Origin of the sequence: Halobacteriovorax sp. RT-2-3 (genome assembly GCF_047085075.1) — a bacterium.
In the GTDB taxonomy this organism is placed as follows: domain Bacteria; phylum Bdellovibrionota; class Bacteriovoracia; order Bacteriovoracales; family Bacteriovoracaceae; genus Halobacteriovorax_A.
On sequence record NZ_JBKIYF010000003.1, the window covers coordinates 43,170 to 63,705 of the forward strand.

Consider the following 20,536-nt stretch of genomic DNA (forward strand, 5'->3'; position numbering starts at 1 on the left):
AGAATATCGCATAGAACCTTACTAAAATTAATTTATCGATTATTGATTTGAGTGAGGATTCTATGTGGGTTAATAATTTAAGAAGGTCTCTCGCATTTTCTATATGCGCGAGTTCATTTCTTTATTCAAGTACAATCACAGCTAAGAACCTCGGCGATGACTTCAGTCTCTACGGTAAAATATCCATGGCGGCCATTGGTCAAGATGGAGCTCAATCATTAAATAATAACTCTTCTCGATTTGGTTTTAAATATAAGAGAGATGGCCTAATCGAGAAATTCACCACTGGTCTTCGTGCTGAGTTTGGAATCAATACCAGCAATACGAGCCAGAGCATACAAAGCATCCCCAACACCACGGGACGCTTTCAAGTTGACAATACTAGCGACCGGCCCTTTTCTACTAGGCTAGCTTATCTTTGGATTGAAAACGGAGATTTCAATGCCACAATAGGAAAGAACTGGTCTGTCTGGTATGACGTAACAGAAATGACTGATATCTTTATGGTCACTGGTGCCTTTGCCTCCTCTACTTTTACTGCTAATAGTGAAGTCATTGGAACTTCTCGTGGTGTAGATCTTTTGGAATTTCGCTACAAAATTGGTGACCTACATTTTGGGGCCCAAACAAAGTTTACAGGAGATGAAACGGCCGAATACGATTCTGATGGCGATGGAATTGACGATGCAGTCCTCACTCTTGAGCATTCAATTGCCGCCTCTCTAAGAGTTGTTAAAAAAAATTACAAAGTTGGAATTGCAGCGATTAATTTAAATTCAAATAATAATGGAGTTGAAATTGCGAAACTTTCAGTTACCGTTGGAGCAAATTATTATTTTAAAAACCTTTTTATCGCCGCAGTCTACGGTGACACAAAAGACCTCGAATTAATTGATGGCAGATTCGTAAGAACTGATAATGTCGAGGCAATTATGGGTTGGCGCTTCAACCCATTTCACCAGATAATGATTGGATACAATTGGCAAACTTCTGATGACGATGGACTGGATGATTATGAAATGTCTAAAATTCTTGGATCATATATGTATACAAATGATCAGTATGAATTAGGTATTGAGTATGTATTTGATGATAGTGTCGATGTCAGTGGAATGCGCCCAAAGAACAATCAGCTCATTTTAGGCGCAACCATGTATTTCTAATAATTTTCAGGTGGAACTTTTTTAAACATAAAGGCCGGTATTACACTTGAAACAAGAGTGTAGATAACAAGACCTGAAATAATCTCTAAAGGAACTTCAAAGCGCTCCTTAGCAATCTGGGCCATTACTAAACCAAAGATAAGTGTCGGTAGTAATGAAACAGTAATCTCTTTACGGTCTGGCCAGAAATCCTGCATAAAGAATTTCATATTTGAGTATGTATTGAAGATTCTAAGAGGAATGAAAATTCCTAAGAATGCTAATCCAATATATAGTCCATCCATTGTAAATAGATCTTCAGTAAAGCCTACACCGGCCTTAAAGAAGTAGAATGGAATGAAGAAAGAAAAGAACATCTGTAGGTTCTTTAAAATTTCTTCTGACTTCTCAGATTTTCCAAAGTGCTTAAATTCTGAAGCAATAAATCCAACAAGGAATGCCCCTACTAGATAGTAAGTTCCGATTTTCTTTGTGATAACACCACAAATAAGTGCAGTAAGAATTAAGAAACCAACTTCTGAATCCTTTGCATATGGAGCGATATATTTGAAAAATAATTTGTAAGAAAGGGGTAAAAAGACACTAAGGGCAACTAAAATAAAGGTAGAACTACCAAGGTTAACTAAGCTCTCCGACTGAAGAGTAATAAATAGCAGTAAGATGGCAGAGATCTCCTTAGAAATTGCTTTTGATCTAATCCAGTACTCCTGCCCTTCACTAAATCCATAATTCTTTAGTGAGTTTAAGATGAAGCCTGTTGAAGGAGTCATGATACCAAGTGCAATTAAAGTTGCTGCACGGAAACTAATTGAAAAGAAGAAGTGAATCCCAAAAGCAACTATAAGTGTGATGGAGATAGTCTGGGTAACCCCGGATAGGAGCTCTTTCCAATTCTGCTTCAGTTCTTCAAATTCAACTTCAAAACCTGCGAATAAGAATAAAGATGTGATCCCCAAGCGAGAAAGCATTAGTAGTAGATCATCATTTTGAAACCATCCAAGCCCAAGACCAGCAGCAATCCCTAAGAAGATTGATGAGATACCAATTGGGATTTGGAATCGAAGTAAAAGTTTTGGAAGAATGAGAAGAATTGTAAACAGTAATAAGTACTGTACTTCCGTATTCTGCAAGTTAACCATTATTGTCTCTCCATGTATTCAACGTATGATCCCGGGAAGATGCGAACTTCCCCCTTATCCACTTCGTAAACATTTTCAGCTAATTCACTAAGAAAGTGTCTATCGTGGGATACAAACATTACTGTTCCCTCATAACGTTTAAGTGCATCCAGTAGAACCTCTCTTGATTTAATATCAAGGTGGTTTGTCGGCTCATCTAGAACTAAGAAATTATTATTTTGCGAAAGTAGTACGGCCATAACAAGACGAGACTTCTCTCCCCCTGAAAGGTACTTAACTTTCTTATCAACGTCTTGGCCTCTAAATAAGAAGGCCGCAAGTAGGTTTCTAACATACCCATCACTTGCCATTGGTAGATCTTTTCTAACTTCATCAAAAACACTTGATTCTGGATTTAGAACTTCCAGTGAGTATTGAGAGAAGTATCCGATCTTGATACTAGGGCCAATCGCTACTGTTCCAGCAGTTGGTTCAGTATGAGCAGTAATACACTTTAAAAGCGTTGACTTACCCGCACCATTTACACCAACTACGGCGATTTTATTTGTTCTTTTAACTGTTGTTGATAGTCCATGAAAGACTTCATGCGCACTTCCGTCAGACAGTGGCCATGATTTTGAAAGATCTTTAATGATAACAACATCATCCCCACCTCTTGGAGGCGTTGGGAATTGAAAGTTAATCGTTTCTTCCTCAGCAGGAACTTCAATACGATCAATTTTTTCAAGCTTCTTCACTCGAGATTGAACTTGAGCAGCATGTGAAGCACGTGCCTTAAATTTTGCAATGAACTCTTCTTCTTTTGCTAGCATATCAGCTTGACGAGAAGCTTGAGCAATTAATTGTTCACGACGAAGGTCTCTTTCTTTCTCGTAGAAGTCGTAATTACCTGTATAAGTCGTAATTCTCTTATGAGCAATTTCCACAATCTTATTACAAACATTATTCATGAAATCACGATCGTGGGTCGTCATAAAGATTCCGCCCTTAAAATTCTTTAGCCAGTCTTCAAGCCAAAGAATCGATTCCATATCGAGGTAGTTGGTAGGCTCATCCATTAGGATAAGTTCAGGATTAATTACAAGAACACGAGCAAGAGCAATACGCATCTTCCATCCACCAGAGAAGTCTTCAATCATCTTATTATGATCAACAGGCATAATCCCTAGTCCTGTTAGAACTTCCTCAGCACGTGTTTCAAGATCATAGCCACCACGCTTTTCAAACTCTGACTGAACGTCTCCCATTTTCATCAGGACATCATTCATCTCATCGTCACTCATATTGGCACAATCAGCTAACTTGTCTTCAAATTCTTTAAGCTGTTGTGCTAGCTCAGCAACTTTTACGTCTCCAGACATAACGACTTCTTTTGCCGTCTGCCCTGCCATCTCCCCTACTTTTTGAGAGAAATAGGCCCAACGCAATTTATCAGGAAAAGAGATTTGGCCTTCATCAGGTTTCTCCTCACCAATAATCATACGAAATAAAGTTGTTTTCCCAGCTCCGTTTGGACCAACTAGCCCAACCTTTTCGCCAGGATTTATTTGAAAGCTTCCACCGCTATACAAGGTTTCACTACTTTGGATTTTTGAAATATTGGAAACATTTAACATATGCTGTAAATCCCACTCAACTTTTAATATTTATTTAGCTGCTATTTAATCTGAATATACGAATAAGTTCAGTCTAGCATGGCACTTCTAAATATGTCTTTAAGATTCGACACTTTTAACGCATTTAATCGTTTGGAAATCAGCTATTTAGCCTTATAATTTGCCTATGACTTTAGAAAATATATTCGTTGATACACAAGGTGAAATTAAAAAATCAGTTTATGTCACATTAGTACTGATTCTTTTCTATTTAACTAACCATATCTTTTCTTTCATTTTGAAAAAGACTAGTAGCATAAATATTGAAACGAAAAGACGCTATGTTGTTAACACAAATATTTCGTTAACGATTATCTTCGTCTTTATTACTCTTTATATTTATTCAACTGAGTTGAAAAACCTGGCCTTCTCACTTGCCGCCCTAATGGTTGCCATAGTCCTCATCACAAAAGAGCTCTCTCTTAATATTATGGGTGGTATCTATAAGACGTTTTCTGGTGGATTTATTATTGGGGATACTATTGAGATTGATGGCAAGCGCGGAAGTGTTATCGACCGAGATCTATTCACGACAACTCTATTAGAAGTTGGACCAAATAAAACATCTCACAACTATACAGGACGCTCTGTTATTATTCCAAACTCAATATTCTTAACAAATCGAGTAACGAATGAATCATTTTTAAAGAGTTTTGTTCTTCATACTTTTAAAGTTGTTCTCTCTCCAGATTGTGATTGGGAAAAAGCGGAGAGAATTCTTCTTGAGAAATCAGAATTCTATTGTTCTGAATATTTTGAGCAGGCCCAAGTTGTTTTAAACAAACTATTCACAAAATCTCACTTAGAAACACCTATTCTAAAACCACGTGTTCAAATCAATTTTACTAGTAAAGATGAGATCGAACTCAATGTTAGAATAACGGCCCCAGCAAGAACGAAAGGCTCTGTAGAACAGAAGATTCTTAAAGATTTCTTGCGAGAATTTTATAAGTAAGAGACTGGTGCCAAACTGTCTCTAGACAGCGACTTTCAATATAAGATATTTAACCCCTACAATTTCAGTAGGGAGAAATTATGAAAAATATCTTAAGAATATTCTTATTCACACTAATCTCAATTACGTGTATTCAGGCCAATGGAGCTCCTACAGAGCTGGCCCCATTTGATCAAGCTGGTTCATATTTTGATGAAGACCAAGGGCTTATCATCGGAAGTGATGGACTTAGATACTGGCACCAATCTAACAATACAATGAAGAATGAGAATGGTGTTATTTTCAAATTCAGACTTTTCTCGATTAAAGCATCCGATGGTAAAAGATATAGGAAAGCATCAAAAACTCATATCAAAGAAAATTGGGAAGCTAAGCGCTATCCAGTAAAACTTAGTCAACGTATGCTAACAATTAGAGAAGATGCTGGAGTTGATTTTAAAGAACTATCTAATGCCATTGAAAATGGAGATAGCATCTATCTTTCTAAGCAAGAAAGAGATTCACTATCGGCTTACTTAAGGGTTAGACAACATGAGCAAGATAGCTGGGATGGTAGCTTTAGAACGAATCGTACAGGTAGAACGACATGTACAACTCATGGAATGAATACAGTTTGCACAACAACTTCATATTAAAAAAAGCCTTCTTACGAAGGCTTTTTTATTTTTTAATTTAAATCTTTATTTAATTTTTTAAATTCTTCACCAATTCGTATTTCAAGCTTCTTATCTGATTCGTTAAACTCTTTTACGATAGCATCAGTTGTCGTTAGACGATAGGCAAAGACAGCAAGCTTATTCGCTTTATTATTCTTATACTCTTTATCCATACTCTTCATATGCTTTAGACGATCATCTAAGAAGAAGACTGCTTTATACTTCTTGTTAATCCCTGGACGATTAATTAAGTGAGTAAGCATTTGGCCCTTATTAAGTCCTGAAGTCATAAAGATACCATCAGCATAACGTACTTCTCTTCCTTGTAACTTTGTCATAAATGGAAGTCTTGGGGCATTTACTTTATTAAGATTAATTCCATTCTTATTCATTTCTCGAACTGTTGCAGGATAATTAACAGGACCTCTAGAAGTGATAGAAGTTACTCCGTAACCTGTCTCTTGTAGTTTTTCGATCAGTCTTGGAATTTCTTTTTCAACTAGAATCATATCAGAAATAAATGTTGCTTTATAAGAGTACTCAAGCATTTCATTAACTGACTTGGCAATACAATGAACCGGACAACCATTGTTAATTTGTTCCTTCTGCCAGTTATACCACTGATCACTACCGAAGCTTGTTTTGAATCTTAAAAGAGTGTTATCGATATCATAGACAACAAGAACATCACTTGTTTTTAATTTATTCTTCTTAGTATACTCAACAATCTTCTTATAAAAGTCAGAGTGAGAAGCTATCTCCTGATAAGATAGGGCGCTAAAAGCGATTAAAATAGAAATTATATATTTCATCATGTCTCCTTTTCTTGACCAGCAAGCATACCAGTAAAGGAGGCAAAATAAAAGCCTTCCATAACGGAAGGCTTTATATGCAAAATATACAGAAAGTATGTTTATATTGACTGATTAAGACGCCATATCATCATAGTCCATCCACGCATCGTTTGGTTCGAGGATTTCCATGTCTTTGTGAGCCATCTTTTTCTTATTAAGCATTTTTTCTTTCTTTCTTTGTACCTGTTTTTCAATCTTAGCAACAACAAGATCAATGGTCTTATATAGGCTATCAGAGTGAGCTTTCGCATGGTAATCGAACTTCGGTCCAATTACTTCGACTTCGGCATAGTGTTCGCGACCATCCCTAACCTCACAACTCCATTTTAGATGTAGATTTCCATCAAGGTACTTTGCGATTTTTTCTGACTTTTCTTGGATTCTCTCATCAAGTGCTGGCGTATGATCTAGGTGTCTAAAACTTACTGTTACTTTCATAAAATACGTTCTCCTCTATGTGTATAGTATCTTGGCTAAACCTATCGGCAGTTTCTCCAAAATATCGAGCTATTTTACTTTTCTTTTTGACGACGACAAAATCCCAAGCATTTCTCTATACTTAGCGACTGTACGTCTCGCAACCTTCACATCTTCTTGGCTCAAAAGGTCGGCAATCTTTTGATCCGATAAAGGTTTCTTCTCATTTTCATTGTCGATAAGTTCCTTAATTTTTAATTTTAGAACTTCACCTGCAACGTCGATTCCACCTTTGTCTCCACCGATTCCCGCATTGAAAAAATACTTCAATTCAAATAGGCCAATTGGTGTATGCATATACTTATTTGAAGTAGCACGAGACACTGTTGACTCGTGAACTCCCAGCTCATTAGCAACATCTTTTAGAACCATAGGCTTTAAATGTTTTGGTCCCTTCTTAAAAAATTGCTGCTGCTTTTTCACAATTGATTTTGCCACTTGATCAATTGTACGCTGTCTCTTATTTATAGACTTTATTAGCCATAAAGCCGACTTAAGTTTTTCTTCTACGAATTCTTTAGCTTCTTTATTTTTCAGGGATTCTGCTTGATTAAGCATATCCTGATACATTTTAGAAATTCTTAATCTTGGTACACCATCGTCATTAACCTGAACAACGAACTCTCCCCCTACTTCAACAACAAATACATCAGGTGTTACGTAATGAGTATCTCCACCACCTACAAGACGTCCTGGTTTAGGGTGAAAATTATGAAGCAGTTTTGCTGTTTCAATAATCTGTTCTTCTGATACTCCAGTGTCTGCAGTGATTTTCTTATAATCTCTATTTTTTAGATTTGTTAAATGAAAACGAATTAGCTTCTCTAAAAGCGGTGAACGCTCTTCTGCAATTCTTGCTTGAGCTAGCAGACAGTCGACAAGGTCTTGAGCACCACAGCCAACTGGATCAAGACGCTGAACAATTTCTAAAATATCTAGACAGTGCTCACGCTCTAATTTTGTTTTTTCAATAAGTTCATCAAATGGACATGACAGATAGCCATCATCATTGATATTTCCAATAACCTCAATGGCAAAATCAATTTCGACATCGTTTAAAGCTTCCATACGAAGCTGCCATTCAAGGTGTTCAGCAAGGGACTCTCCCTTTGAAACCATATTTTCATAATTAGGCATATCGTCTGGACTAAGAGAAGGTGCGGCCATATTTGGCTCGTATGTCGTCGAGTTATAACTATCGACATACTTTTGCCAATCCATATCATCGCCACTACTCATCATGGCCTCTTCTTTAAAATCGTCGGCCTTAGCTTCTTTAGTTTGACTCTCTAATTTATCAAGTTTGTAATCACTTTCACCAGGTGAAAACTCTTCCAGCATTGGATTTTCTACCATCTCCTTAGCGATGACATCTGTCATTTCTAAATGGCTTAATGTCAGTAATTTAATCGCCTGCTGAAGCTGCGGCGTCATCACGAGCTGCTGAGTTTGACTGAGATTCTGCGAAAGTTTTGTGGCCATATTGGTTCCTTATTCTTAGTAACCAGACCAGCTTATTTGCTTGGTCTAGCTACATTCTAAATTCTTCACCAAGATAGAACTTCCTTGCTCTTTCATTGTTTACAATTTCATCCGGTGTCCCACTTACAAGTAATTCTCCACTACTCATAATAAACGCGCGATCAACTACTCCTAATGTTTCTCTCACGTTGTGGTCGGTGATTAGTACACCGATATTCCTTCTCTTTAGACTGTTAATAACACTTTGAATGTCATTAACTGCTAACGGGTCAACTCCAGCAAAAGGCTCGTCGAGAAGAACAAACTTAGGCTCAAGTGCCAGAGTTCGTGCAATCTCAACTCTTCTTCTTTCACCACCGGAAAGAGCTGAACCAAGAGATTTTCTAATATGTCCAAGTCCAAAGTCTGCTATCAAGTTATCAAGAAGTGTCTTCTTCTTGGCCCTTGGTAGTTCTCGATTTTCTAGTACCGAGAAGATATTGGCCTCAACTGTTAAATCTCTAAAGATGCTGGCTTCTTGTGGAAGATAACCAACTCCCTTTAATGCCCTAATATGAATTGGTTGCTCTGTTAAGTCTTCGCCAGATAAATCTATTGTTCCTTCATCTGCCTTAACTAGCCCTACCATCATATAAAACGATGTTGTCTTACCAGCACCGTTTGGGCCGAGTAGTCCTACGACTTCTCCTTGCTTAACATCGATTGAAACGCCTTTTACGACTTCTCTGCCGCCGTAGACTTTCTTTAAACCATGAGCTGATAATTGTGCGATTTCTTCAACCATGCTGCTATTACCTTATTTTAAAGTTCGTATTAGCATCATCAACTTCTATGGTCTCGATGTCACGCCTAAGAACAATTGTATTTCCTTTTAAAACGTCTTTCTTTTGATAAACCCGTGGGAGACCAAGCAGAACAATTTTATCCTCTGCCATATATCCCTCAAGTCGCTCACTAAAAGCCTTTCTTTTAAAAGGAACTTGTCCCTTAGGAGAAACAGTTTCCTCAATGACCACATCGTCATATAGTGCATAATACTTGAGTTTTTTATTGTAGTTATCTAGATAGATTTCGCCATTTCGGGCACTTGCAAGTAGTTGAGATTTCTGAAATTTTACATTTCCACTCATGTTGGCATTGCGATTGCTCTTATCAACAATAATTGAGTCTGCAAAAAACTTAACCGAGTCCTCATAGGCCCTCACTCTTTGCACCCTTCCCTCAACATTTCCGTCATAAGTTCCAACTTCTGTCACAAGATTATAACTTAGCTCATCTGCATTTACCGCGACTTCATAAGCCGAATCAAAATCTTTTGAAATCGATTCTGTCTTGCCACGGAAATTCACAACCTGAGAATTATCTGAATAATTCATACTCTCTGACTTAATACTCATATTGCGATTTCTAAGAACGACCTTTCCTCTAAGAGAAAGATATTTTTCCTTCGCGTTCAAGACACCAGTGTAAGCATCGTAATACATTGGCTCTGCTTGATGATCGTTAATAAGAACCCCATTAGGCTCTGTTAGAATAAGAACATCTGTTGTTAAATTTTGAGAAACCTCTGCCGCTTCAAGGTGATAGCGAGCATCTTTATCTGTCTTTTTAAAGTACTTAACATTTTTAAAATACGAATAAATATCTTGGTTCAAAAGATCCGTCATCGACTGTTCTAAGTCCTCGTCTTCGTAACGGCTAAAGAGTCCAAATAATGTTGATGTCATGATGCCAATAAGAAATAACCAGATTGACAAACGTTGTCCAACGCTTAGCAAAAACAACTTCCTTCAGTTTATGTAAATAATCAGCTATTTACGTCCTTCTATTTTACGACAAATAAGTGCGTCATGCCAATTGTAAGTATTGAAGTCTTTTCCATTGGTGGTGTATTTGGTAGACTTAATCGCTCAAGAATACACAACACTTAAGGGAATCAATAACATGACTTTAGAGATTGAAAAAATCGTTGCCGAAGGCGTAAAGCTTACACCAATGATGGCCCAATATCACGAAATCAAAGTGAACTATCGTGACCATATGCTAATGTTTCGCATGGGTGACTTTTACGAAGTCTTCTTTGAAGATGCAATCAATGCATCTAAAATTCTAAATATTGCACTCACTCACAGAGGAAAACTTGGTGAACACAAAATTCCTATGGCAGGAATTCCACACCATGCAGCTGCAACTTATATCGATCGCTTCTCAAGCGAGGGTCTTAAAGTCGCAATTTGTGAACAAGTCGAAAACCCAAAAGAAGCAAAAGGGATTGTTAAAAGAGCTGTTACTCAAGTTGTCTCTCCAGGGATGCCTTACGATCTCGATAAAACAGATTCAAAAGAAGACCAATTCATTCTTGCCTGTAATGAAGTAAATGGCCGCTTTGAAATTGTTGCCATTGATTTTACAACTGGATTCTTCAAAGGTTTTATTCTTGATAGCTTTGAAGACTTTATTGAAAAAATTCGCGTCCTTCATCCTAAAGAGTTCATTACATACTTAGGACAGTGGGATAAGTATGAGAGTGTCGCTACTCTTAATGAGCACAATGGAACTCTTGTCACTCACCTTTCAAAAGAATATTTTAATGAAAAGTACTCAAGTGTTTATCTTGAAAAGTTAATTCCAACTTATAAACGTGATCAACTTTTAAATGAAAACCAAAGTGTTCTAGGCCCAATTGGAGCGCTTTCATATTATATTTGTTCGACTCAAAATCATGAAGAGTTCACTCACCTCCACGCTTTCAGTCTATCTGATCGCACGGGTAGCATGAAGGTTACAATTCCTACTCTTACAGGATTAGAGATACTTCCAAAGTCACGTGAAACTTATAAAGACTCACTTCTTGGCTTTATGGATAAGACAAAAACATCAATGGGTTCAAGAAAACTAAAAACTGTTTTCACAAACCCACTAACAGATCGAAAAGAAATCACAAATCGTCTTGATACAATTGAGTTCTTTTTAAAACATGATGATCTTTTACAAGATACTCGCGAGGCTTTAAATAACGTTCGCGATCTTGAAAGAATCCTAGCGAAGGCTGCGACAAACCGTGCAAATGCTGGGGACCTTTTAAATATTTCAAGTGCAGTGGATGTGTACGAAGAATTAACAAATTCGCTAAGTGAGCTTCCAACTAATGTCTTTAAAGAAATGAAGACGGAAGATAAAACGAATTTATTCAAGCTTCGTGATGATATTAAAAAGACAATTAACGATGAAATAGGTGCGAATCTCGATAAGGGTAACTTAATCAGAGAAGGCGCAAATGAGACACGTGACCACCTTGCAAAGATTTCTCAAAATACGGCCCAAGCTCTAGTCGAACTAGAAAATCGCTACCGCGAAGAAACAGGAATTCAAAAGCTACGTATTAAATCAAATAATGTTGCTGGCTACTTCATTGAAGTTTCTAAAACTCATTCAGATAAAGTTCCTGCAAATTTTATTCGCAGACAAACTCTTGTTAACTCTGAGAGGTACGTAACTGAAGAGCTAACTCAATTTGAAAAAGAAGTTGTTGTTGCACGCGAAAAGCTAGAAAAACTTGAAAGAGAAATCTTTAAAGGACTAATTAAGCAGATCACGGATTTAAGCCATGCAATTCAAATGCTAGCAAATATCCTATCTGCAACAGATACTCTTCAATCACTTTCTTGGATTGCACGAAACGAAGAATTCTCAAGACCAACTATTTCTGAAAAGTCTCGTGACATGGATATTCGCGGAGCATGGCACCCACTAATTAAAGCTGCCATCAAAGATCAATTCATTCCGCACGACCTTAAACTTAATGATGAAACATACTTCGGTCTTATTACTGGTCCCAACATGGCCGGTAAAACAACAGTTATGCGTGAGATTGCTATTATCCAACTTCTAACACAAATTGGATCATTCGTTCCTGCAGACAATGCCAAAGTTAGTATTTGCGACTTCCTATTCAGTCGTCTTGGTGCAAGTGATGACATCCTAAAAGGACAATCGACTTTTATGGTGGAAATGGCCGAAACAGCTGAGATCCTAAGACACGCAACAGATAAGTCACTTATCATTCTTGATGAAGTGGGACGTGGTACTTCAACTTATGATGGCCTTTCAATCGCTTGGGCCCTAGTTGAACACTTCATTGAGAACACAAAAGCACTTTGTCTATTTGCAACTCACTACCATGAGCTAATTGATCTTGCGGATCGCTACCCAGAGGCAAAAAACCTTACAGTAGAAACGCAAAACCATAGAGGAAATGTTAAATTTCTATACCGTCTCGTTGAACAAGCCGCTTCACAATCATTTGGTATCTACGTTGCCAAACTTGCAGGCCTTCCTCCAACTGTACTTAAGCGTTCACAATCAATTCTTAAGAGCATGGAAAAGGAATCAAGCGTATCTCAAGCCTTACTTGATAGTGATCATAGCGAACAATTAGATTTCTTCAGTGTACAAACACCAGCAGAAATACCTGAGTACTTGAAACAAGTTGAGGATCACTTATCAAAAGTCGATATCAACAACTTAACTCCTATTCAGGCCCTTAATAAGCTTAATGAATTAGTTGATCAAATTACTTTAAACTAGAAATATTTGCCAAGGGCGCTTTCTTAAGCGTCCTTTTTTTTACTCTCCTGCGTTCATACCGATAAACACTGTATGAGCACGAATAATAAGCTATCTGAAATTTACGATTACTACAAAAAAAGCAAAGCCGCTAAGAAGATAAGACAAGATCGTCTTAGAAAGAGATTCTATGCTTTTATCCTAGATATTTATCTTGTGGTTTTTGCCAATAAGGCACTAACTTTTATTTGGCTTTCATTTGTAAATAATTTCATTTCAAATATTTCGACTTCGCCAAAGGTTTCATCAATGGCATTTCAGAGTCAGACAACACAGCTATCACTTGCAATCATGTTCTTTAGCTACTTCTTCTTTTCTTACTACTTAGGAAATGGACAGACTTTAGGGAAAGCATTTTTCAAGTTAAAGGTTGTGAAGTCACACGATGTAACTGAGCCATTAAGTGCCCTTGATTGCTTTGGACGCTCAATCGGCTATGTTTTCGCTAACCTACTTTTCTTTTTACCACTTGTGATCAACTTCTTAAGACATGATCAAAAAGGTGTGCAGGACTTCATCTCTCAAACTCATGTGATCAGTACAGAAGAATTCGCTTATGCACTAGCAGAGATCCAAGCAGATACCGAGCCAGTTGAAGAAGTTGAACAAATCAGCCTATTCGGTTAGGGGCGCGGGTACCAATCGAGAATTCGGATACTTAACTAAGAATTACTTCTTAAATTCACAAAAATACAATAACGAACACTCCATAAAGCGATGCTTCGAGGCTAATTCATTAAAAATTTCATGGAAAAGTGAGAATTAGATATGATTCTCTCTTCTATATAATTGAATTCTCGATTGGTACCCGCGCCCCTAAAGTTCGAGATTGGCGAAGATCTCGCTGGCACGGCCCACGACACGTGACTTTAGTTTTTCGTCACAGCTCACTGACTTACTCGGACGACTCCCCTCACACTCTTTTTGATATGGCTTCATAACTGTCTTATTAGCAACCTTAGACTTGTTATAGCCTTCACTACTTCCATTAAAGAGATCACGCTGAGAACTATCACTTGAATCCCACGGTCTTTTCACACAGGCCTTATGCTCACCTTTTTGCGTACGACGAGAACGCTCCTCTTTATGATCGAGTATAATCTCAAGTAAAGATTCATCAGAATTTTCAATACGATTTTTAATCTTATTCTTTGTCGTTTTAACAAAAGTTTTTTCTAAACTAAGGGCCATAATATTCTATTTTATCTGCCCCTATGATTTCGTGCAACAAAGAACTTACTGGTCTCCGTAAAGGCTATTAATACTGGCCTTTAGCTTCTCCATGCTCTTGGTTCTTAAAATTACTTCATCACTATTTAAGAGAACTTCAACTTCTCGATCAACTGTCTTTCCACCTTTTCTCACAATATTATCTAGAACAGAAATGCTACAACCATTTCTCCCCTCAATATAATTGTGTTTTACATTTGAGTTTTCTGTACGCTCAGACATTTGAAGATTTCGCCTGGTCTGTCTTTCAAGAATATATGCAATTGAAGCAGCATCACATAACTTCGCTAACTCAAGACGAGAAACATCTTTGTAGCAATCATCCTGAACAAGTCCAAGGATGATGAGCTCTTCTTTCGCAAAATTATCAAGAAGCCCTTCTCTATGAGCAACTTCGAGGTAATCCCTTGGGTACATACCATCAGCACAAACCGTATCAATACTTCCACCTAGGGCCTGGTAATGAAGAAGATTATTCATATTATTAAAAATGGCAGAGCTTTTGAGATCTTCCATGATGGCCTGCTGCTCATAAGAGCCAAATAAATTACTAGAAGTGGCCATTGCTGGATATGTAGAACTTATCGTTTCTTTCATATGATTAGTATTGAGATAAATCCCTTTAGCAAATTCACATGCCAGATTATCTCCTAACCCATTTCGATAAGACTCTGCCACATCAATATGCTTTGATATTAAATCAGAAATCGGAGATGGTTTCCCTCCAAGTGATCTTGAAAGAATCTCTTGTCTAATTAACTCCATAACCTTTGTATCATCAAGTCCCCCAGATTCGAGAGAAAGCTTTAATAATTTATAATAGTCGTCTGAAAGGTTTCCATTGGCATCCATACCTATATAACGAGGATATTGATTTGCTGCCTTTGCAAGTTTGGCCCCTTTGTAATTTTCTTTAAGATAACTAATTAGTCCATCCACATCACCTTCGAAAGTAATATAGGCCTTTGCTAACTCAAGATCTTTATACGACTCATTATCGACAATATAGCCAGAAGCTTGGGCCGAACGAATAAGACGTTCGATAGCGGGATTTACTTTATAGAAACCAGTATTTGTTTCTACATTATATTCATAGTATGGAGCTGTGGAATTACTTATAATCTCAGTTACCAATTTTTCACGCTCACTACGACTTAACTCATTCTTTGGATCAACACTTGCGAAATAACTTTCTAAGTCCACTGTATCATTAGCTGAATGGGATATATGATACTGTAATTGATTTTTTGCAAATGCAGATGCAATCGCTTTTTTATCTGGCATTTTCAGATTAACACCGTAATTCGTAAAGCTGCCCCCCATGCCCATTCCCATACCAGGATAGCCCCCCCCAGAAGAGTTCATATTTTGATTCTGTTCTTGAACCATGACACATTCAACACATGCATCCATCTCGGCAAAGTCTTCGAACTTATCATCAAAGGCAAAGGTTAAAAGAGAACAAATTGATATCGTGGCGATTTTAAGTGCTTTCATACTCGACTATTCGGAGTGAGTAATTTGTACGCTTAAATAATTAATGAACTAAATAAAATTAGGAAAAATCATCCAAGCTAAGACATTATCACAATTAGGGACAAACTAATAAATGCCACAATATTGAGAATAACGCCAAAGCTAATCATACGATTCATAGGGACGAGACCTGTTCCATAGACAATTGCATTTGGTGGTGTGGCAACTGGTAACATAAAGGCCATATTACAACTAAAGGCCACGACAAAAGCCGCAGTAATACTTGAATAATTTGCTTGAGTTGCTGCTGCAATTAGAATTGGAACTAAAACATTGGCCGCAGCAGTATTGCTTACAAGCTCAGTGAGTAATATTGAAATTCCAACAACAAGAACAAGAAGAGCAGCAAAGCTCCAGTTACTAAAAATACTAATCAAGTTATTTGCCACAAAATCGGCAATTCCTGTTTTAAAAAGTGTCGATCCTAGAGAAAGACCAGAGCCAAAGAGTAACAGTGTTCCCCAATCAATCGTCTTAATATCATCTTGATCCAATAATTTTGTACGACTATAAATTGGTGTCATAAAGAGAGTACAAGCAGCAATGATAGCAACCATCCCCGCTGTTAAATATTTTTGTACATATATTGAAACGATATGCCCCTTACCTAATATGAGTGAGCATAAACTTGGAGCAAACCATAAGAAAATTGTAATCGTAAAAATGAGCATTAAGCGTATTTCGTTATTTGTAATTTTATTATTCTTACCTAAGCTCATCATGAGATCATTCTTATCAACTTTCTTAATATCTTCAGTAATTTTTCTCTTTGCATAGAAGAATAAAATTATTGAAAAGAAGATTGTCAGGGGAAAGCCAAACTTGCACCAATCCCAAAAAGTTAAAACTTGATTTGTATGCTGCTCAAGTAGTCCCATTGTAATAAGGTTTGGAGGAGAACCAATTGGAGTGGCCATTCCACCAACGGATGCTGCATAGGCAACAATTAATAAAAAATACTGCTTTGTCTTTTCTTCTTTCACTTTAAAAGACTTAAGTAAGCCAAAACCGATTGGCAGCATCATTGCAGTTGTAGCGGAATTTGAAACCCACATCGAAAATAGACAAGTGACACCAATAACGACGGCCAGAGTACGATTGAAGTCACCATCAATGAAGCGAGTATTTAGAATCGTCACCGATAATTTTCGATCAAGTCCAAGCTTCTCCATCGCACGCGCTAAAAGAAATCCTCCCATAAACAGAAAGATAATCTGAGAGCTAAAACTACTGAAGGCTTCTTCAAAAGAAACCACACCAAATAGAACAGTCAGAGCAACTCCCATCATTCCTGAAATAAATAAAGGAGTACTTGAAAGAAGCCATTGAATAACAACATAAGAAAATATTGCTAAGAATGTTTTTGCATTAGTTTCGAGCTGTAAATCTGAAGTATAGACTAAGAAGAAAGCGACGATTCCAAGAAATTGAAAAACCACCGACATTGTCGAGCTATGTTTCCACTCATGTAAGAATTCACGGTACAAGCTTTTAAACATAGATCAATATTCCAAAAAAGAGGCCCTCCTAATAAGAGGGCCTTCTACAATTATTTTAAGAAACCAAAGTGTAGTTCATCAGTCTGCTCTTTTGAAGGAACAGATGGTGCATTCGACATCATATCACTTGCTGTCGTTGTCTTAGGGAACGCGATTACATCACGAATATTATCAGTTCCGGCCTTAACCATTGTGATACGGTCTAGACCTAGAGCAATACCGCCATGTGGAGGTGTTCCGTACTTAAGTGCATTTACAAAGAACCCAAATTGATTAGCAACTTCTTCTTCACTCATACCAAGAACTTCAAACATTCTTTCCTGAACTGCACCGTTGTGAATTCTAATTGATCCACCACCAAGCTCGTACCCGTTACAAACGAGGTCGTATGCTTGAGCAGGAAGGTCGCGAAGAGTTTTATTGCTAACATTGATCTCTTCGTTCATAAATTTATCCATTTCACTAATCTTAGGAGAAGTGAATGGGTGGTGTTTTGCATAGAATCTTGATTCATCAGTTTCAAAACATGGGAAGTCATTTACCCATAGGAATGCGTAACCGTCTTTGATTAGACCAAGCTCGCGCCCTAGGTGGCGACGAAGAGCGTCTGCACTATCGTGTACAATTCCCTCTTGATCTGCAAAGAATAGCCATGTTCCATTTTTCGCATCTCCATCTAAATCAGAAAGACTTGATAAACTTGCAAGAACCTCTTCAGTAATGAATTTAGAGATACCACCAGAAACGGCACCATCTTCAACTTTAAAGAATGCAACACCTTTTCCACCGTGAGGTTTTACAACATCAACGAATCCATCAAGAATCTTACGAGAAAATGTTCCCATTGAAGCTGGTACGAACATCGTCTTAACCATTCCACCACTTTCAATTGCTGATTTGAAAACACCAAATTCAGTATCTTTAAAAATGTCTGAAACAATATGTTGCTTTAATCCAAAACGTACGTCTGGCTTATCTGAACCGTAGTCTCTCATTGCATCGTTGTAATGCATAACTGGAATTTCAAAATCAGCGCCTAATTCAAAGATATTTCTCATAAGATCAGTTGCGATATTTTTCATATACTCTTCAGTAGCAAATGAAACCTCAATATCGATTTGAGTAAACTCTGGCTGACGGTCAGCTCTTAAGTCCTCGTCACGGAAGCACTTACAGATTTGGAAGTACTTATCAGTTCCACCAATCATAAGAAGTTGTTTAAGTGTCTGTGGCGACTGTGGAAGAGCGTAAACGTGACCAGGGTGAACACGAGATGGAACAACGTAGTCACGAGCACCTTCTGGTGTCGACTTATAAAGAATTGGTGTTTCAACTTCGATGAAGTCGTTTGCACTCATTGTATTTCTTACGTCTAGAGTAATTTTAGAACGAAGCTTTAGAATATCTTGAAGCTTCTTTGTTCTTAAATCTAGGTAGCGGTACTTAAGCTTGTTATCTTCTGTCGCTTCAGTTGCACCATATGGAAGAAATGGAATATTATTAATATCACACTCTGATAGAACTTCTAGTTCAGTTACGTGAACTTCAACTTCTCCTGTGGCCATATTCTTATTTAGCGCTTCTTCAGGACGTCCTGCAACAGTCCCAATAACCTTGATAACTGATTCAAGATGACATTTTTTAAGAAGATCAGCGTCGCCCTTGAAGTTTGTGAAGTTAAGTTGAGTTACACCAAATTTATCTCGTAAATCGATAAAAGTTAGACCACCTAGGTCGCGGTTCTTATTTACCCAACCGCATAGTGTTACTACATTACCGATGTGCTCGGCCCTTAATTCTCCTAAATTGTGAGTTCTCATCAAACCCTTAATCTGTGACATGCTAATCCTCTTGATATATAGTTTTTTGGTATGAAATTTATAACAAATTCTTCACATATTCTCAGTACATTTTTTGTATTTCTACTATTAACGCTAGGCACACATTCACATGCCCAATTTATTAATCCGAAGTGGGCCGAGAAGATCATGATTACGCCAAAGAATAATGAGATTAAAGTCTCTTGGGCAGTATCAGAAGAGGAAAAGCAACAAGGCCTAAGTGGACTAAAGGCCAACAAGATGAAGAAAAGTGAAGGCCTCGTTTTTGTCTATCAACAAGAGATGCCACTAAAGTTTTGGATGCCTGATACTTACTTTGATCTCGATATTATTTTTTTAGATAAGAACTTTAAAGTTATTGCTATTGAAACACTACCTCATTATCCAAGTCGCAATGAACCGCAAAAGATTCCAACAACTAAGGTTTATCAAGGTCAATTTGTTTTAGAATTGCATGCCGGTATGGCAAAGAAGTACGGAATTACTAAGGGCTCCCAACTTAAATGGAAGAAAGCCCTCGATCAGAAGTTTCAGAAGTCTCTGGGAATAAAATAAGATACTCATCACGAGCGATATAGCCTAAGTGATCACGGACAAGTTTCTTTTTATAGCGGTGATTATTTCTGATTAAATCAAGCTCTTTCATTAGGCCATCATTCTCTGCTTTTAATAGAGTCACTTCATGGTAAGCCTGATCAAGCGTCGATTTCTTATCAAAGTATTCAATTACCCCACCCTGAGAAAAAACTAAGCGGCCTAGAAGGAATAAGCAAAATCCCCAACATAACTTCACACCCCAGTGCGTAAGCTCACCTTTCTTTTTAGATTTAGATTTTACTTTTCTCTTAGCGCTTACCGCAGTCTTGGCCTTAGCAATTGCCTTTACTGGTGTTTGGTCAGCATAATTAACAGCTGCAGGAGCTGTTGTCTTCTTTCTAAGAGGTGAAGACATTTCAATATTATCTGCTTGAGTAATTGGTTTTCTTGTTGGAGCTGCACTTGGTGAAGCTGAAACTGATGGTTTTGGTGCTGCACTTGCTTCACGTTGAGCTCGTTGTGCTCTAAGTTTCGCCAATACAGACGATCCGGATTCACTTGATGCTCCTTCATCACGAGATGGAGCAGACATTGGTCTTGGACGAGCACTTGTTGCAGATGCCCTAGGCATTGGAGGCGGCGTTCCCATTGGGGCAGAAGCACGACTCGGTGCACCTGCAGGAATCCCTCTTTGATCTTGTCTCGAGGCCATCTTTGCACGATTTCTTTCAATCGCTTTTTGCATTGCTGCACTTCTTGAATTTTGCTCTGAACTACTATTAGTCGTCGATGCAGACCCTGACGCAGAAGGTCCACGATTTCTTCCTAGTGAAAACTGCAAACTTACATCCTGTTTTTTGCGAAGTATTCCTCATGAATACTTTTT

The 20,536-nt window shown here is 37.7% G+C and carries 18 protein-coding genes; 6 read left to right on the forward strand and 12 right to left on the reverse strand.

Annotated features, from left to right (window positions below):
- The first annotated feature begins 62 nt into the window (after positions 1–62).
- Positions 63–1,163 carry a porin gene (locus tag ACMAYX_RS10725; protein ID WP_412471942.1) on the forward strand — a complete coding sequence of 367 codons (1,101 nt, stop codon included), beginning with the start codon at positions 63–65 and terminating at the stop codon, positions 1,161–1,163.
- On the opposite strand, the gene ACMAYX_RS10730 is transcribed toward ACMAYX_RS10725, so the two are convergent.
- Complete coding sequence (locus ACMAYX_RS10730) at positions 1,160–2,302, reverse strand: cation:proton antiporter (RefSeq protein ID WP_412469873.1); 1,143 nt, start codon at positions 2,300–2,302, stop codon at positions 1,160–1,162. The genes ACMAYX_RS10725 and ACMAYX_RS10730 overlap by 4 nt on opposite strands.
- A complete protein-coding gene (locus ACMAYX_RS10735) occupies positions 2,302–3,918 on the reverse strand; it encodes an ABC-F family ATP-binding cassette domain-containing protein (protein WP_103216423.1) in 1,617 nt (538 codons plus the stop codon). The genes ACMAYX_RS10730 and ACMAYX_RS10735 overlap by 1 nt, the downstream gene beginning before the upstream one ends.
- A 166-nt stretch (positions 3,919–4,084) precedes the next feature.
- On the opposite strand from ACMAYX_RS10735, the gene ACMAYX_RS10740 reads away from it, so the two are divergent.
- Together ACMAYX_RS10740 and ACMAYX_RS10745 are read left to right on the forward strand one after the other, a co-directional pair.
- Complete coding sequence (locus ACMAYX_RS10740) at positions 4,085–4,912, forward strand: mechanosensitive ion channel domain-containing protein (protein WP_103216422.1); 828 nt, start codon at positions 4,085–4,087, stop codon at positions 4,910–4,912.
- Between the two features lie 80 nt (positions 4,913–4,992).
- Positions 4,993–5,547, forward strand: coding sequence for a hypothetical protein (locus ACMAYX_RS10745; RefSeq protein WP_103216421.1), 555 nt, complete (start codon positions 4,993–4,995; stop codon positions 5,545–5,547).
- A gap of 32 nt (positions 5,548–5,579) precedes the next feature.
- Here the strand turns inward: ACMAYX_RS10745 and ACMAYX_RS10750 are convergent, their stop codons facing one another.
- The 5 genes from ACMAYX_RS10750 to ACMAYX_RS10770 all read right to left on the reverse strand — a co-directional run bounded on the left by ACMAYX_RS10750 (position 5,580) and on the right by ACMAYX_RS10770 (position 10,108).
- Positions 5,580–6,380, reverse strand: a complete 801-nt coding sequence (locus ACMAYX_RS10750; RefSeq protein ID WP_158246755.1) for a DUF2608 domain-containing protein — start codon at positions 6,378–6,380, stop codon at positions 5,580–5,582.
- Positions 6,381–6,494: 114 nt separating this feature from the next.
- Positions 6,495–6,860: a ribosome hibernation-promoting factor, HPF/YfiA family gene (hpf, locus tag ACMAYX_RS10755; protein WP_103216419.1), complete on the reverse strand. Its 366-nt coding sequence runs from the start codon at positions 6,858–6,860 to the stop codon at positions 6,495–6,497.
- A gap of 69 nt (positions 6,861–6,929) precedes the next feature.
- On the reverse strand, positions 6,930–8,381 hold the full coding sequence (gene rpoN / locus ACMAYX_RS10760) for an RNA polymerase factor sigma-54 (protein WP_103216418.1): 1,452 nt from the start codon (positions 8,379–8,381) through the stop codon (positions 6,930–6,932).
- Between the two features lie 49 nt (positions 8,382–8,430).
- Positions 8,431–9,165 carry an LPS export ABC transporter ATP-binding protein gene (lptB, locus tag ACMAYX_RS10765; RefSeq protein WP_103216417.1) on the reverse strand — a complete coding sequence of 245 codons (735 nt, stop codon included), beginning with the start codon at positions 9,163–9,165 and terminating at the stop codon, positions 8,431–8,433.
- A gap of 7 nt (positions 9,166–9,172) precedes the next feature.
- Positions 9,173–10,108: an LptA/OstA family protein gene (locus ACMAYX_RS10770; RefSeq protein WP_392990962.1), complete on the reverse strand. Its 936-nt coding sequence runs from the start codon at positions 10,106–10,108 to the stop codon at positions 9,173–9,175.
- 166 nt (positions 10,109–10,274) lie between these two features.
- Here ACMAYX_RS10770 and mutS point away from each other — a divergent pair, with 166 nt between their 5' ends.
- Together mutS and ACMAYX_RS10780 are read left to right on the forward strand one after the other, a co-directional pair.
- On the forward strand, positions 10,275–12,968 hold the full coding sequence (mutS, locus tag ACMAYX_RS10775; protein ID WP_412471943.1) for a DNA mismatch repair protein MutS: 2,694 nt from the start codon (positions 10,275–10,277) through the stop codon (positions 12,966–12,968).
- Positions 12,969–13,040: 72 nt separating this feature from the next.
- Positions 13,041–13,634: an RDD family protein gene (locus tag ACMAYX_RS10780; protein ID WP_103216414.1), complete on the forward strand. Its 594-nt coding sequence runs from the start codon at positions 13,041–13,043 to the stop codon at positions 13,632–13,634.
- Between the two features lie 189 nt (positions 13,635–13,823).
- On the opposite strand, the gene ACMAYX_RS10785 is transcribed toward ACMAYX_RS10780, so the two are convergent.
- From ACMAYX_RS10785 to aspS, 4 genes are all read right to left on the reverse strand, one after another.
- Complete coding sequence (locus ACMAYX_RS10785; protein ID WP_103216413.1) at positions 13,824–14,198, reverse strand: hypothetical protein; 375 nt, start codon at positions 14,196–14,198, stop codon at positions 13,824–13,826.
- Between the two features lie 45 nt (positions 14,199–14,243).
- Entirely contained in the window at positions 14,244–15,734 is a 1,491-nt protein-coding gene (locus ACMAYX_RS10790) for a hypothetical protein (RefSeq protein WP_392990960.1), read from the reverse strand.
- Positions 15,735–15,811: 77 nt separating this feature from the next.
- The gene (locus tag ACMAYX_RS10795) at positions 15,812–17,272 is read right to left on the reverse strand and encodes an SLC13 family permease (protein ID WP_412469877.1); all 1,461 of its coding nucleotides are present in this window, start codon (positions 17,270–17,272) and stop codon (positions 15,812–15,814) included.
- A 50-nt stretch (positions 17,273–17,322) separates the two neighbouring features.
- Positions 17,323–19,113 (reverse strand): aspartate--tRNA ligase, encoded by a 1,791-nt coding sequence (gene aspS / locus ACMAYX_RS10800; protein ID WP_392990956.1) that lies wholly within the window; start codon positions 19,111–19,113, stop codon positions 17,323–17,325.
- 30 nt (positions 19,114–19,143) lie between these two features.
- Between aspS and ACMAYX_RS10805 the strand changes: the two genes are divergently transcribed.
- Positions 19,144–19,668 carry a DUF192 domain-containing protein gene (locus ACMAYX_RS10805; RefSeq protein ID WP_412462941.1) on the forward strand — a complete coding sequence of 175 codons (525 nt, stop codon included), beginning with the start codon at positions 19,144–19,146 and terminating at the stop codon, positions 19,666–19,668.
- Here ACMAYX_RS10805 and ACMAYX_RS10810 read toward each other — a convergent pair.
- On the reverse strand, positions 19,613–20,491 hold the full coding sequence (locus ACMAYX_RS10810; protein ID WP_412470874.1) for a septum formation initiator family protein: 879 nt from the start codon (positions 20,489–20,491) through the stop codon (positions 19,613–19,615). The genes ACMAYX_RS10805 and ACMAYX_RS10810 overlap by 56 nt on opposite strands.
- Between the last annotated feature and the right edge of the window lie 45 nt (positions 20,492–20,536).

Bases quoted from the DNA above. Each gene is read 5' to 3' on its own strand.
- ACMAYX_RS10725 (WP_412471942.1), top strand. From the start codon at position 63: ATGTGGGTTAATAATTTAAGAAGGTCTCTCGCATTTTCTATATGCGCG.
- ACMAYX_RS10730 (WP_412469873.1), bottom strand. From the start codon at position 2,302: ATGGTTAACTTGCAGAATACGGAAGTACAGTACTTATTACTGTTTACA.
- ACMAYX_RS10735 (WP_103216423.1), bottom strand. From the start codon at position 3,918: ATGTTAAATGTTTCCAATATTTCAAAAATCCAAAGTAGTGAAACCTTG.
- ACMAYX_RS10740 (WP_103216422.1), top strand. From the start codon at position 4,085: ATGACTTTAGAAAATATATTCGTTGATACACAAGGTGAAATTAAAAAA.
- ACMAYX_RS10745 (WP_103216421.1), top strand. From the start codon at position 4,993: ATGAAAAATATCTTAAGAATATTCTTATTCACACTAATCTCAATTACG.
- ACMAYX_RS10750 (WP_158246755.1), bottom strand. From the start codon at position 6,380: ATGAAATATATAATTTCTATTTTAATCGCTTTTAGCGCCCTATCTTAT.
- hpf (WP_103216419.1), bottom strand. From the start codon at position 6,860: ATGAAAGTAACAGTAAGTTTTAGACACCTAGATCATACGCCAGCACTT.
- rpoN (WP_103216418.1), bottom strand. From the start codon at position 8,381: ATGGCCACAAAACTTTCGCAGAATCTCAGTCAAACTCAGCAGCTCGTG.
- lptB (WP_103216417.1), bottom strand. From the start codon at position 9,165: ATGGTTGAAGAAATCGCACAATTATCAGCTCATGGTTTAAAGAAAGTC.
- ACMAYX_RS10770 (WP_392990962.1), bottom strand. From the start codon at position 10,108: ATGACATCAACATTATTTGGACTCTTTAGCCGTTACGAAGACGAGGAC.
- ACMAYX_RS10780 (WP_103216414.1), top strand. From the start codon at position 13,041: ATGAGCACGAATAATAAGCTATCTGAAATTTACGATTACTACAAAAAA.
- ACMAYX_RS10785 (WP_103216413.1), bottom strand. From the start codon at position 14,198: ATGGCCCTTAGTTTAGAAAAAACTTTTGTTAAAACGACAAAGAATAAG.
- ACMAYX_RS10790 (WP_392990960.1), bottom strand. From the start codon at position 15,734: ATGAAAGCACTTAAAATCGCCACGATATCAATTTGTTCTCTTTTAACC.
- ACMAYX_RS10795 (WP_412469877.1), bottom strand. From the start codon at position 17,272: ATGTTTAAAAGCTTGTACCGTGAATTCTTACATGAGTGGAAACATAGC.
- aspS (WP_392990956.1), bottom strand. From the start codon at position 19,113: ATGTCACAGATTAAGGGTTTGATGAGAACTCACAATTTAGGAGAATTA.
- ACMAYX_RS10805 (WP_412462941.1), top strand. From the start codon at position 19,144: ATGAAATTTATAACAAATTCTTCACATATTCTCAGTACATTTTTTGTA.